Annotated in this window: 11 protein-coding genes; 7 read left to right on the top strand and 4 right to left on the bottom strand. The window is 74.5% G+C overall.

The features are described 5' to 3' along the window. The first annotated feature begins 123 nt into the window (after positions 1–123). Positions 124–606, top strand: a complete 483-nt coding sequence (locus A6A06_RS08565; protein ID WP_073760594.1) for a pyridoxamine 5'-phosphate oxidase — start codon at positions 124–126, stop codon at positions 604–606. A gap of 57 nt (positions 607–663) precedes the next feature. On the opposite strand, the gene A6A06_RS08560 is transcribed toward A6A06_RS08565, so the two are convergent. Further along, positions 664–1,248 (bottom strand): phosphatase PAP2 family protein, encoded by a 585-nt coding sequence (locus A6A06_RS08560; protein ID WP_073760593.1) that lies wholly within the window; start codon positions 1,246–1,248, stop codon positions 664–666. 211 nt (positions 1,249–1,459) lie between these two features. Between A6A06_RS08560 and A6A06_RS08555 the strand changes: the two genes are divergently transcribed. Further along, a complete protein-coding gene (locus A6A06_RS08555) occupies positions 1,460–2,296 on the top strand; it encodes a hypothetical protein (protein ID WP_073760592.1) in 837 nt (278 codons plus the stop codon). A 178-nt stretch (positions 2,297–2,474) separates the two neighbouring features. Continuing rightward, entirely contained in the window at positions 2,475–3,461 is a 987-nt protein-coding gene (locus A6A06_RS08550; RefSeq protein ID WP_073760591.1) for an NAD-dependent epimerase/dehydratase family protein, read from the top strand. 170 nt (positions 3,462–3,631) lie between these two features. On the opposite strand, the gene disA is transcribed toward A6A06_RS08550, so the two are convergent. Both disA and radA read right to left on the bottom strand, forming a co-directional pair. Continuing rightward, entirely contained in the window at positions 3,632–4,786 is a 1,155-nt protein-coding gene (gene disA / locus A6A06_RS08545; RefSeq protein ID WP_073760590.1) for a DNA integrity scanning diadenylate cyclase DisA, read from the bottom strand. Positions 4,787–5,037: 251 nt separating this feature from the next. Beyond that, positions 5,038–6,450, bottom strand: a complete 1,413-nt coding sequence (gene radA, locus A6A06_RS08540; protein ID WP_073760589.1) for a DNA repair protein RadA — start codon at positions 6,448–6,450, stop codon at positions 5,038–5,040. Positions 6,451–6,681: 231 nt separating this feature from the next. Between radA and A6A06_RS08535 the strand changes: the two genes are divergently transcribed. Further along, positions 6,682–8,700 (top strand): BACON domain-containing protein, encoded by a 2,019-nt coding sequence (locus A6A06_RS08535; RefSeq protein ID WP_073760588.1) that lies wholly within the window; start codon positions 6,682–6,684, stop codon positions 8,698–8,700. A gap of 106 nt (positions 8,701–8,806) precedes the next feature. Here A6A06_RS08535 and A6A06_RS08530 read toward each other — a convergent pair whose 3' ends face one another. After that, complete coding sequence (locus tag A6A06_RS08530) at positions 8,807–9,670, bottom strand: hypothetical protein (protein ID WP_073760683.1); 864 nt, start codon at positions 9,668–9,670, stop codon at positions 8,807–8,809. Between the two features lie 93 nt (positions 9,671–9,763). Between A6A06_RS08530 and A6A06_RS08525 the strand changes: the two genes are divergently transcribed. The 3 genes from A6A06_RS08525 (at position 9,764) to A6A06_RS08515 (ending at position 12,300) form a co-directional block, all read left to right on the top strand. Next, positions 9,764–10,696 carry a Ppx/GppA phosphatase family protein gene (locus A6A06_RS08525; protein ID WP_073760587.1) on the top strand — a complete coding sequence of 311 codons (933 nt, stop codon included), beginning with the start codon at positions 9,764–9,766 and terminating at the stop codon, positions 10,694–10,696. A 57-nt stretch (positions 10,697–10,753) separates the two neighbouring features. Then, positions 10,754–11,566 carry a sugar phosphate isomerase/epimerase family protein gene (locus A6A06_RS08520; RefSeq protein WP_073760586.1) on the top strand — a complete coding sequence of 271 codons (813 nt, stop codon included), beginning with the start codon at positions 10,754–10,756 and terminating at the stop codon, positions 11,564–11,566. Positions 11,567–11,643: 77 nt separating this feature from the next. Next, positions 11,644–12,300, top strand: a complete 657-nt coding sequence (locus A6A06_RS08515) for a TetR/AcrR family transcriptional regulator (RefSeq protein WP_073760682.1) — start codon at positions 11,644–11,646, stop codon at positions 12,298–12,300. The last annotated feature ends 198 nt before the right edge of the window (positions 12,301–12,498 follow it).

Here is a 12,498-nt window from a genome sequence, read left to right as displayed (position 1 = left end):
CGGCGGCCGGAAGGCCCGTCGGCCGCCCAGCCCGGTGAGTGGCCCGGTGAGTGGCCCGTGGGCCGGAAGGGGTGAAGATGTCCCCATGATGTGGATACCGGCGCGACCGGCGGGAGAGCCGCGATGACCACCGCAAGCGACTGCCCGGAGACGATCCGCCGGGCCCTGGCCGCGCACACGACGCTGACCCTCGCCTACGCCGACGACGAGGGGCCGCAGGCGTGCGCCGTCCTCTACGCCACCGCGGACGGCCCGGCGCCCTCGCTCGTCCTCGTCACCGCGGAGTCGACCCGGCACGGCCGGGCCTTCGCGCGGGCCGCCGACGCCGGATCCGGGGCCCGCGTCGCCTTCACGGCCCAGCGCGACGGCCAGGAGTGGACCGCGCTGACCGGGGTGCAGGGCCGGGGCCGCTGCCACCGGCTGGCGGGCGCGGACCGCGCGGCCGGGTGGCGTACGTACCTGGAGCGCTTCCCGTTCGTCGCGGCCGACGGCCGGCTCGCCGCGGCACTGGAACGCACCGCACTTTGGGAAGTCCGCCCGGACTGGCTGCGATTGACCGACAACGGCCGCGGCTTCGGGCACAAGGAGGAGTGGCACGCGCCGTGAGGCGCCCGCCGGGGCCCCGGCGGGACTCCGGTGGGGCGCCCCGTTCCGTGGGGGCGGTTACGCCCGCACCAGGATCTTCCAGCGCCCCGACCCCAGCCGTACGACCAGCGCGGTCAGCGGCCGGGCGAGCAGCGTCACGCACAGCGTGGCGGTCAGGGTGCCCAGCGCCAGGCCGGCCACCACGTCGTGCGGGTAGTGCGCACCGACGAACACCCGCGAGAAGCCGGTCAGCAGCGCGATCGGCAGCACCAGCCAGGCCAGCGCGCGCCAGGCGAACACGATGCCGACGGCCAGCGCCGCCGCGATCGTGGAGTGGTTGCTCGGGAAGGACCAGTCGCCCTGCGGCGGGCACTGGACTATGGAGGCGGCGGCGCCCGCCACGGCCCGGCAGGGGCGTTCCTCGTTCACGAAGCTCTTGACGATCTCACTCACCAGGTAGGCGGCCGCCGTGGCGATCGGCACCAGGATCGCGAGCGCGACCAGCCGCTCCTCCCCCTTCCGGGACCGCCACCAGCCCAGTACGGCCAGGGCCATGAGCAGCAGGATGCCGCCTTCCGTGCCGCCTGCGGCCAGCGAGTGGATCCAGCCGGGTGTGTCGTGCGCGAAGTCGGTGACGGCGCGATAGAGATCGGTGCTGTACATGAACGCATACGGTACGGACTGTTACGGGAAAGCCGCACCCGACCATCGTCAAGGGGTACGCCTGACGAAGGCGGGTGGCGGGCGGGGATGCTGCCGAGGACCCGCTCCGGGACGATGAGCGGACCCGTTCCGGGACGATGATGTGAAAAGTTGCAGCTTCGTGCGGCGGGTACTGGCGGGTGTGCCACCTGATCTCTCGTAGAGTTTCCGCGTGGGATCTCTGCGCAATCCGATCGGGCCGCTTCCCTCCTCCATCTACTGGCGGCGGAGGGCCGTTGCGCTGGCCGTCCTCGCCGTGCTGGTCCTGTTGGTGGTGTGGGCCTTCAACTGGACCGGCAACGACGGGAAGACCGGCGACGAGGGCAAGGGGCCGGGCGGGCCGGGGCCCGCGACGTCCATCACGCCCGGCCCGAACGCCACGGACTCCGGGATCAGCCAAAAACCCGGCGGCCGCGACGAGTCGGGCAGCGGCGGTGCCGCCACCGGCGGCAGCGCGGGCGGCAGCGGCGGCGGCAGCGGCGGCTCGGGAGGCTCCGGCGGTGGCACGGGCGGCGGCGGTACGGGCGGCAGCGGCGGCGCCGCGGGCTCCGGCGGCACGCCCATGGGCGAGGGCAGCGGCGCCGTACCGGCCGGCTCGGCCCTCGCGAACTGCGCGCCCGACACCACCAAGTTGAAGCTGCGCAGCCTGAAGGAGACCTACGAGCCCGGCGACAAGCCCAAGTTCGAGGTCACGATAGAGAACTCCGCCGGCAGCGCCTGCAAGGTGGACCTGGGGCGCGGATACGCGGCCCTCACCATCACCGGACCCTCCGACGACGAGCGGGTGTGGTCCTCCGGCGACTGCCCGTCGGGCAGCGGCGGCACCGCACCCGTACAGGTGAACGCGGGCGGCTCGGTCACGCGGACCGTGGAATGGGACCGCAGGCCCAGCACCTCGGAGTGCGCGACGCCGGCCGCCGAGGCCGTCGGGCCCGGGACGTACCAGGTCGAGGCCAAGATCGGCGGGCTGGCCGCGGTGCGCGCTTCCTTCGACCTGGCCAAGGACTGAACCGCCGCCGGGCACTGACCGGCCGTCGGGCGCAGACCCGCCGTCGGGCGCAGACCCGCCGCCGGGCGCAGACCCGCCGCCGGGCGGAGCGCCCGGCAACGCGGTACGGGACGGCGGCGATTGCGCTCTGAGCGTGCAGCCGTTCCGCGGCCGCCCATGATCGGGCACAGTCGGCTTCATGAAGCTACTGATGCTGGGCGGAACGGAGTTCGTGGGGCGCGCGGTCACCGACGCGGCGCTGGCCCGTGGCTGGCAGGTCACGGTCTTCCACCGAGGACGGCACGATCCGCTGCCGGGAACGGCCGCCGTGCACGGCGACCGCACCGACGCGGCCACCCTCGCCGCACTCGCCGACGGCACCTGGGACGTCGTCGTGGACACCTGGGCCGGGGCGCCGACCGCGGTGCGCGACGCCGCCCGGCTGCTGGCCGACCGGGCCGGACGGTATGTGTACGTCTCCACCGGCTCGGTGTACCGGCACCCGGCCGGACCCGGGCACACCGAGGCCAGCCCGCTGGTGGACGGCTCCCCGGACGCGGACGCGGTGGCGTACGCGGAGGACAAGCGCGGCGGGGAGCTGGCCGCGCTGGCGGCCTTCGGCGACGACCGTACGGTGCTGGCCCGCGCCGGACTGATCCTCGGCCCGTGGGAGAACCTCGGCCGGCTGCCCTGGTGGCTGACGCGCATCGCCCGCGGCGGGCCGGTGCTCGCGCCGGGCCCGCGGGACCTGGGCCTGCAGTACATCGACGCCCGCGACCTGGCCGAATGGATCCTGCACGCCGCGGAGACGGGGCTGTCCGGCCCGTACAACCTCATCAGCGAGCCGGGTCACACCACGATGGGCGAGCTGCTGGAGGCCTGTGTGGAGGTCACCGGCTCCGGCGCCGAACTGCGCTGGACCGGGCCGGAGGAGATCCTCGGGGCCGGCCTGGCGCCCTGGACGGAACTGCCCGTCTGGCTGCCGCCGGGCGAGCTCTACGACGCGATCCACTGCGGTGACGCGACCAAGGCGCACGCGGCGGGCCTGCGCTGCCGCCCGGCCGCCCGGACGGTGGCCGACACCTGGGCATGGCTGCGGGAACTGGGCGGCGAGGCGCCGCTGCGGCCGGACCGGCCGCGGGTCGGACTGGCACCGGAGAAGGAGGAAGCGTTTCTGCGGGGGTGACATGCGCGGGCGTGGGGGACGGGCGGCCGGGGGGGGCGTGCGGACGGCCGGGGCATTCCGGCCCCTGGTCTCCGGCCTCCGGCTCCCGGCCCCCGCCGCCGCGGCAGTACCGCCTACCGCACACCGCGTACCTGCGTACGTCGGTACGCAGGTACGCCGCCCGTGAGCCCCTACACGTACCGTTCCAGGATCGACGACTCCGCCAGCCGGGACAGGCCCTCGCGCACGGACCGGGCGCGGGCCTCGCCGACCCCGTCCACCGCCTGGAGGTCGTCCACGCTCGCCGCGAGCAGCTTCTGCAGCCCGCCGAAGTGGTCGACCAGCCGGTCGATGACGGCGCCCGGCAGCCGCGGCACCTTCGCCAGCAGCCGGAAGCCGCGCGGCGAGACCGCCGAATCCAGCGTCTCGGGCGAACCGCTGTAGCCCAGCGCGCGGGCCACGATGGGCAGTTCCAGCAGCTCGGCGTGGCTGAGCGCGTCCAGCTCGGACAGCGCCTCCTGCACCGTACGGGAGCGCTTGGCCGTCGGCTCGGGGACGTAGTCGCGCACGACCAGCTCGCGTTCCGGTTCGACGCCCGCGATCAGCTCGTCCAGCTGGAGGGAGAGCAGCCGCCCGTCCGTGCCCAGCTCGACCACGTACTCGGCGATCTCGGTCGCGATGCGGCGCACCATCTCCAGCCGCTGGGCGACCGCGGTGACGTCCCGGACCGTGACCAGGTCCTCGATCTCCAGCGCCGACAGGGTGCCGGCGACCTCGTCCAGACGGAGCTTGTAGCGCTCCAGGGTCGCCAGCGCCTGGTTGGCGCGGGAGAGGATCGCCGCCGACTCCTCCAGGACGCGGCGCTCACCGTCCACGTACAGCGCGATCAGGCGCATCGACTGGCTGACCGAGACGACCGGGAAACCGGCCTGTATCGAGACGCGCTGGGCGGTGCGGTGGCGGGTGCCGGTCTCCTCGGTGGGGATGGAGGCGTCCGGGACCAGCTGCACACCGGCCCGCAGGATCTTGGTGATGTCCTTGTCCAGGACCAGCGCGCCGTCCAGCTTGCACAGCTCGCGCAGCCGCGTCGCGGAGAACTCCACGTCCAGCACGAAGCCGCCGGTGCACATCGACTCGACGGTCCGGTCGAAACCGAGGACGATCAGACCGCCCGTATTGCCGCGCAGGATGCGCTCCAGGCCGTCCCGCAGCGTCGTGCCGGGCGCCACCGCGCTCAGCGTGGCGCGCATCAGGCCGTCCGTGCCGCCGCTGTCGCCCGACCTCCGGGTGGGCGGCCCCCAACCGGACCTGCCACCAGACGACGATGCCCGGTCGTTGGCTGCCACTGCACTCCTCCGTCGCAAGGTCTGTCGGTGCCGCAGGCCGCCCGGCAGATGCCTTGGTCACGCAGCTCACGGGCTGCGCGGGCCGACGGCATGACTTCCTTGACAGGCGAGACCGGGGCAAAGTCTACCGGCGCCCAGGCTACGGGCTGTCTGCAAAGTCACGCCGTCCGTCCGCGAGGCGGGCACGTCCCCGTACGCGGACGCCTGCTCACGGGCGCTCAGGAGGCGGGCACCGCCCCGGAGAACCGCTCTTATCCGGCCGCGCTCTCCTCGCGCGGCGCCTCCCGGCGCGGCCGCTTGGGCAGGACCCGCAGCGCCTCGCCGACATCGGCCACCTCCAGCACCCGCATGCCCGCCGGGATCTTGCCCGGGTCCGCCGGGACCAGGGCGTGGGTGAAACCGAGCCGGGCGGCCTCGGCGAGCCGCCGCTGTACGCCCGTCACCCGCCGGACCTCGCCCGCCAGGCCCACCTCGCCGATCGCGACCAGATTCTTCGGCAGCGGGGTGTCACTGGCGGCGCTGGCCAGCGCGAGCGCCACGGCGAGGTCGGCGGCCGGCTCGGTCAGCTTCACGCCGCCGACCGTGGCGCTGTAGATGTCGCGCTTGCCCAGGGCGGCGATGCGCCCGCGCTGCTCCAGGACGGCCAGCATCATCGAGACGCGGGAGGTCTCCAGGCCGGAGGTGGTGCGGCGGGGGGAGGGGATCTGCGTGTCGACGGTCAGCGCCTGCACCTCGGCGACCAGCGGGCGGCGGCCCTCCAGGGTGACCGTCAGGCACGTACCGGGCACGGGCTCGTCGCGGCGGGTCAGGAAGAGGCCGGACGGGTCGGCGAGGCCGGTGATCCCCTCGTCGTGCAGCTCGAAGCAGCCGACCTCGTCGGTGGTGCCGTAGCGGTTCTTCACGCCGCGCACCAGGCGCAGCCGGGCGTGCCGGTCGCCTTCGAAGCTCAGTACGACGTCGACGAGGTGCTCCAGGAGGCGGGGGCCCGCGATGGCGCCGTCCTTGGTCACATGGCCCACCAGCAGGGTGGCCATGCCGCGCTCCTTGGACGCCCGGATCAGGGCCCCGGCGACCTCGCGGACCTGGGCCATGCCGCCGGGCGCGCCGTCGATCTCGGGCGAGGCCACGGTCTGGACGGAGTCCACGATCAGCAGGGACGGCTTGACCGTGTCCAGGTGGCCCAGGACGGCGGACAGGTCCGTCTCGGCGGCGAGGTAGAGGTGGTCGTCGATGGCGTGGATGCGGTCGGCGCGCAGCCGGACCTGGCTCGCGGACTCCTCGCCCGTCACATACAGCGTGCGGTGGGTGTCGCTCGCCGCCTTGGCGGCCACGTCCAGCAGCAGGGTGGACTTGCCGACGCCGGGCTCACCGGCCAGCAGCACCACGGCGCCGGGCACCAGGCCGCCGCCCAGCACGCGGTCCAGCTCGTCGACCCCCGTGGAGCGGGCGGTGGCCTGCCGGCCGTCCACCTGGCCGATGGGCACGGCGGCGGTCGTGACGCGGCCCGGCGCGGTCGTACGGACGGCGGGGGCGCCGCCGAACTCCTCGACCGTGCCCCACGCCTGGCACTCCGGGCAGCGGCCGAGCCACTTCGCGGTGGTCCAGCCGCATTCGGTGCAGCGGTACGAGGGCCGCTCCTTGGCCGAGGATTTACGAGTCGCCATGGTGTTCACCGTAGCGGCGGGGTGTGACAACGCCGGTGCGGGAGGGACGGGAAGGAGGGGCACAGCGGGCCGGGAGGGGCCGGGCGGGGCCGGGAGGGGGGTGTGAAAGCCCGCAACGCGCGCGAAACCAGACCACCGTGTCCCCTTTTGAGGGAGAACATCACCCGTATGGATTAAAAGTGTCCGTGCGGCGCGATAGTGCCTGCATCATCCGCCTACCGTCGCCGGGTGATGAGCAGCAGGTCCGATCACCCCACGCACGCCACCGGTGCACACCGGGCGCACCACGGCGTTCAGCGCCACGCCCGCACGCGGCTTCCCGAGCGGTACGAGCCCCACCTCGACGGGCTGTTCACCTACTGTCTGTCCGTCCTGTGCGAGCACGACGCGGCGACCGCCGTCCTCGGCGAGGTGCTCGCCGTCGCCGAACGGCACCACGGCCGGCGGCCGCCCGACCCGGGCCTGTACCGGTCCTGGCTGTACGCGCTGGCCCGATGGGCCTGCCTGCGGCGGCTGGCGGACCGGATACAGGGCGGCAGGGCGGACCGCGAAGACGGGACCGGCCCCGGAGCAGGCGCGGCGCCCGGAGCCGGCGCTCCGCCCGGAACCGGCGCTCCGCCCGGCTCGGGAACGGCCACCGGCTCGGGAACGGCCACCGGTACGGGAACGGCTTCCGGCTCGACCGTGACCACCGGCTCGACCACCACCACCGGCTCGACCACGGACCCGACCTCGCCCACGGGCCCGACCACGACCTTCGGTACCGGAGCGTCGTCCGGCCTGGGCACCGCCCCCGGCGCGGGCGGGCCGCCCGGCGACACCGCCGAAGCGGCCCGGCAGCGGCGCGAACTGGTGGGCCTGGCCTGGCCCGAAGCCGCCGGGACGACCCCCGAGCAGCGCGAGGCACTGGAACTGTCCGTACGCCACCGTCTGTCCCCGGAGGAGGTCGCGGCCGTCCTCGGCGGCGACCCCGACGCCACCCGCGCCCTCCTGGCCACCGCGTCCTGCGAGGTCGAGCGCACCCGGGCCGCGCTGGCCGTCGTCGAGTTCGGCCGCTGCCCGGACGTCGCGCAGCTCGCGGCCGACACGCAGATGCTGCTCGGCGTCGCCCTGCGCCGGGAGCTGGTCGGGCACGTGGACGACTGCGCGGAGTGCCGCCGTACGGCCGAGCGGGCCACCGCCCACGGGCCGTGGCCGGGCACCGCGCCCCTCGACCACGGCGCGCTGCCGCTGGTCACCGCCCCGCGCACGGCCGTGCACACGGCCATGTCGGCGGCGCGCAGCTCGCGTTCGGGGCGCGCCGAGGGAGTGGCGGGCGCGGGCGCCTTCGCCCGCTCCGGGCGTGCGGGGCGCACGGGTGGCGCAAACGGTTCTCCTCGCTACGACCGGCGCGGATTCCCCGTCCGGCCCAAGGACCCGGCGGCCCGCAGACGCCGGCGGCGGACCCGGGCCGTGACCACGACCGTGATCGCCACCGTCCTGGCGGCGCCGGTGCTCGCCCTGTGGGCCGCCTACCGGGGCGCGCCCCTGACCGGCGAGACCGAGGGCCCGTCCGTGACGGCCGGCGAACCGGACACCGGTCCGTTCGACGGTCATCCGTACGAGAACACGGGCAGCGCGCGGACGCCCGGCGCGCCGCACCCCCTGACGGCGAGCAGCTGGCCCGACGTCCCCGACGTCTCGGTGCAGGTCGTCGGCGCGGACGGCACACCGCTGCGGTCCGGCGAACCGGACCGTTCCGGTACCGGCCCCGGGCGGCTGACCGTCACCGCCGAACCGCGGGGCGGCGTCACGGCCGTCACCCTCACCGCGTCCGGCGGCGCACCCGTCCACTGGTCGGCGCGGGCGGGCGCGCCGTGGCTGCGGCTGAGCGCCGCGGCGGGTGTGCTGCGGCCGGGGGAGTCCAGCACGCTCATGGTGACCGTGGACCACGACCGGGAGCCGGACGGCTACTGGAACGCACGGGTCACCCTGGCGCCCGGAGGGACGACGGTGACGCTGGAAGGGTGGGGCCAGGGCAGCGGAGGCCACTGGCCGGGGCGGCCGCGGCCGACGGAGCCCGGCCACCGGCCCGGTCCGACGACACCGGCCCCCACGCCCACGCCCTCGCCCTCGCGGGAGCCGACCGGCGAGCCGCCGGCGACCGCCTCACCGAGCCCCACGCCCACGACGCAGGAGCCGACGACGGGACCGGGGCCGGGACGGGCCCCGGGGGAACCGTCCCCCGGCCCGTCCGGCCCGGCGCAGTGATCCCCGTACGGGCGCCGCCCCCGCCCGTCCCCTGCTTCGGGTCCGCCTGCTTCGGGTCCGCCTGCTTCGGGTCCGCCTGCTTCGGGTCCGCCTGCTTCGGGTCTGCCTACTTCGGCTCCGACTGCTTCGGGTCCGCCGGATGCGGCGCCATCGGCAGCGTCACCGCCAGGCGCTCCTCGCAGAGTTCCGCGAGGCGGTCGTAGCCCTCCTTGCCCATCAGCTCAATGAGCTCCGGGCCGTACGAGCGGTAGACCGGCTCGCCCGCGCCGTGTGCGGACGTCGCCGACGTGCACCACCAGTTCAGGTCGTGGCCGCCGGGGCCCCAGCCGCGGCGGTCGTACTCGCCGATGGTGACCTGGAGGATGCGGGTGTCGTCGGGGCGGTCGATCCAGTCGTAGGTGCGCCGGACCGGCAGCTGCCAGCAGACGTCCGGCTTGGTCTCCAGCGGCTCGCGGCCCTCGCGCAGCGCGAGGATGTGCAGCGAGCAGCCGGCGCCGGCCGGGAAGCCGGGGCGGTTCTGGAAGATGCACGAGCCCTTCCAGCGCCGGGTCTGGCGGTCGCCGTCCTCGTCCTCCTGGGTCCAGCCGGTGGACGTGCCGACGTCGTGGAACTGCCACAGATCCGGTGTGAGGCGCGCCACGTGCTCCGCGACCCGCTGTTCGTCCTCCTCGTCGGAGAAGTGCGCGCCGAGGGTGCAGCAGCCGTCGTCCGCGCGGCCCGCCTCGATGCCCTTGCAGCCGCTGCCGAAGATGCACGTCCAGCGGGACGTGAGCCAGGTCAGGTCGCAGCGGAAGACCTGCTCGTCGTCGGCGGGGTCGGGGAAGGTGACCCAGGCGCGGGCGAAGTCCAGGCCGCCGACCTCGTCGGCCCGAGCCCCTTGCGCCACCTGCGCCGCACGCGCCTCCCGAGCGCGCTGCTTTTCTGCCTTCTTCAGGGCTTTTTCCTGCTTCGCCTTGTTCGTCTTAGCCACCACTCCAGCCTAAGGCGACCGGAGCCCGGCGAAGTTCCTCCGCGGCCGGGGGCTCGCCGTCGGTTCCCGGCCAGTCGCAGTAGGTTCAACGGTATGAGACTCGGAGTCCTCGATGTGGGTTCGAACACGGTTCATCTGCTGGTGATGGACGCGCACCCGGGAGCGCGTCCGCTGCCCGCCTACTCGCACAAGGCGGAGCTGCGGCTGGCCGAACTCCTCGACGGGGACGGCGCGATCGGTGACGCGGGCGTGGACCGGCTCGTGGCGACGGTGCGGGCGGCGGTCGAGGTCGCGGAGGACAAGGGCGTCGAGGACGTGCTGCCGTTCGCCACCTCCGCCGTCCGCGAGGCGACCAACGGCGAGGACGTGCTGCGCCGGGTCGCCCGGGAGACCGGCGTCGAGCTGCGGGTGCTGTCCGGCGAGGACGAGGCCCGGCTGACGTTCCTCGCGGCCCGCCGCTGGTTCGGCTGGTCGGCGGGGCGGCTGCTGGTGCTGGACATCGGCGGCGGCTCGCTGGAGATCGCGTACGGGCTGGACGAGGAGCCGGACGCGGCGGTGTCGCTGCCGCTGGGCGCGGGCCGGCTCACCGCGGCCGACCTGCCGGGCGACCCCCCGGAGGCGGAGGACATACGGGCGCTGCGCAAGCGCGTACGGGCCGAAATCGCACGGGTGGTGAGCGATTTCACGCGCTACGGCACACCCGACCACGTCGTCGGCACCTCCAAGACCTTCAAGCAGCTGGCCCGCATCGCCGGTGCCGCCCGGTCCACCGACGGCCTCTACGCCCAGCGTGAGCTGGACCGCAAGGCGCTGGAGGAGTGGGTGCCGCGGCTCGCGGGGATGACCGGCGAGGAGCGCGCCGGGCTGCCCGGCGTCTCCGAGGGCCGCTCGCTCCAGCTGCTCGCCGGGGCGCTGGTGGCGGAGGCCGCGATGGACCTGTTCGGCGTGCGCACGCTGGAGATCTGCCCGTGGGCGCTGCGCGAGGGCGTGATCCTGCGCCGCCTGGACCACCTGCCTCCCGGGTAGGGGCGCGCCGGACGCCCGCCGTCGGCGGCCCGTACCCTGTCCCTCGTGACGGAGCCAGTGGTGCGCATCCCGGATGCGAAGGTCGCCCTGTCCACGGCCTCGGTGTATCCGGAGTCGACGGCGACGGCCTTCGAGATCGCCGCGCGCCTGGGCTACGACGGCGTCGAGGTCATGGTGTGGACCGATCCGGTCAGCCAGGACATCGAGGCGCTGCGCAGGCTCTCCGACTACCACGGGGTGCCGATCCTGGCCGTGCACGCGCCGTGCCTGCTGATCACGCAGCGGGTGTGGTCCACGGACCCCTGGGTGAAGCTGCAGCGCGCACGCAACGCCGCGGAGAAGCTCGGGGCCTCGACGGTGGTCGTCCATCCGCCCTTCCGGTGGCAGCGCAACTACGCCCGCGAGTTCGTACGCGGAGTGTGGCGGATGGAGAGCGAGACGGACGTACGGTTCGCCGTCGAGAACATGTACCCGTGGCGCTACCGGGACCGCGAGATGCTGGCGTACGCGCCGGACTGGGACCCGACCAAGGACGACTACCGGCACTTCACCGTCGACCTCTCGCACACCGCCACCTCCCGCAGCGACGCCCTGCACATGGTCGACCGGATGGGCGAGCGCCTCGCGCACATCCACCTCGCCGACGGCAACGGCTCCAACAAGGACGAGCACCTGGTGCCGGGGCGCGGCTCGCAGCCCTGTGCCGAACTGCTGGAGCGGCTCGCCGCCACCGGCTTCGACGGGCACGTCGTCGTCGAGGTCAACACCCGGCGCTCGATGTCCGTGGCCGAGCGGGAGGCGGACCTCGCGGAGGCGCTGGCCTTCACGCGGCTGCACCTGGCGTCGCCGACGTGGGTGCCGGGGTCGTGACCCCCGGCGGCACCGGCGCCGGAGGTACGGAACCGGACATCCGCCCCGATGCCGCGACCGGGGGTGCGGAACCGGGCATCCGCCCCGATGCCGCGACCGGGGGCCCGGAGCCCGGCGCCCGCCCCGCTCCCGCGCCCCGCAAGCGCGGCAGACCGTCCCGTACGGACGCGGTGGACGGCCCCGGTGCCCGGGAGCGCATCCTGGCCGCGGCCCGCGCCGAGTTCGCCGCGCGCGGGTACGAGAAGGCCTCGATCCGCGGCATCGCCAAGGCGGCGGACGTGGACCCGGCCCTGGTCCACCACTACTACGGCACGAAGGAACAGGTCTTCGCGGCGGCCGTCGAGGTCTCTTTCGCGCCCGCCATGAACGCGCCGGAGGCCGTGCTCGAAGGCGGCCTGGACGGCGTGGGCGAGCGGCTGACCCGTTTCGTCCTCGGCGTGTGGGAGAACCCGGTCACCCGCGAACCCCTGCTGGCGGTCGTGCGCAGCGCCCTGACCAACGACGTCGCCGCCGCGGTCTTCCGGAAGCTGGTCGCCCGCCAGCTGCTGCGCCGGATCGCGGCCGAGCTGACCGTCCCGGACGCCGACCTGCGGGCCGAGCTGGCGGCTGCGCAGCTGGTGGGGACGGCGATGCTGCGGTACGTGATCAGGCTGGAGCCGCTGGCGTCGGCCGATCCGGAGTGGATCGTCGCCCGGGTCGCGCCCGTCGTACAGCAGCATCTGACCGGCCCCTGACCGCGGCGCGCTTCCGGCGGTCGGCCCCTGACCGCGGCGCGCGCCCTTCCGGCTTCCGGAGAGGTGTCCGCACAGCGGTCGCCCGTCTCACATTCCGGATTCGCTGTCCAGATCTTGGAGCCGGGGCGTAGGCTCGACTGATTCACGTACGCCCGCGGATCAGGGCGCACGAGAGCCGTACACGCACCCGAGGGAGTG

Origin of the sequence: Streptomyces sp. CB02923, assembly GCF_001905005.1 — a bacterium.
Classification (GTDB): domain Bacteria; phylum Actinomycetota; class Actinomycetes; order Streptomycetales; family Streptomycetaceae; genus Streptomyces.
The sequence above is the reverse complement of the archived record's forward strand: the minus strand, read 5'-3'. Positions and strand labels throughout refer to the sequence as shown.

What these genes read in the sequence shown, in the direction of transcription:
- A6A06_RS08565 (WP_073760594.1), top strand. Translation starts at nt 124, where the DNA reads ATGACCACCGCAAGCGACTGCCCGGAGACGATCCGCCGGGCCCTGGCC.
- A6A06_RS08560 (WP_073760593.1), bottom strand. Translation starts at nt 1,248, where the DNA reads ATGTACAGCACCGATCTCTATCGCGCCGTCACCGACTTCGCGCACGAC.
- A6A06_RS08550 (WP_073760591.1), top strand. Translation starts at nt 2,475, where the DNA reads ATGAAGCTACTGATGCTGGGCGGAACGGAGTTCGTGGGGCGCGCGGTC.
- radA (WP_073760589.1), bottom strand. Translation starts at nt 6,450, where the DNA reads ATGGCGACTCGTAAATCCTCGGCCAAGGAGCGGCCCTCGTACCGCTGC.
- A6A06_RS08535 (WP_073760588.1), top strand. Translation starts at nt 6,682, where the DNA reads ATGAGCAGCAGGTCCGATCACCCCACGCACGCCACCGGTGCACACCGG.
- A6A06_RS08525 (WP_073760587.1), top strand. Translation starts at nt 9,764, where the DNA reads ATGAGACTCGGAGTCCTCGATGTGGGTTCGAACACGGTTCATCTGCTG.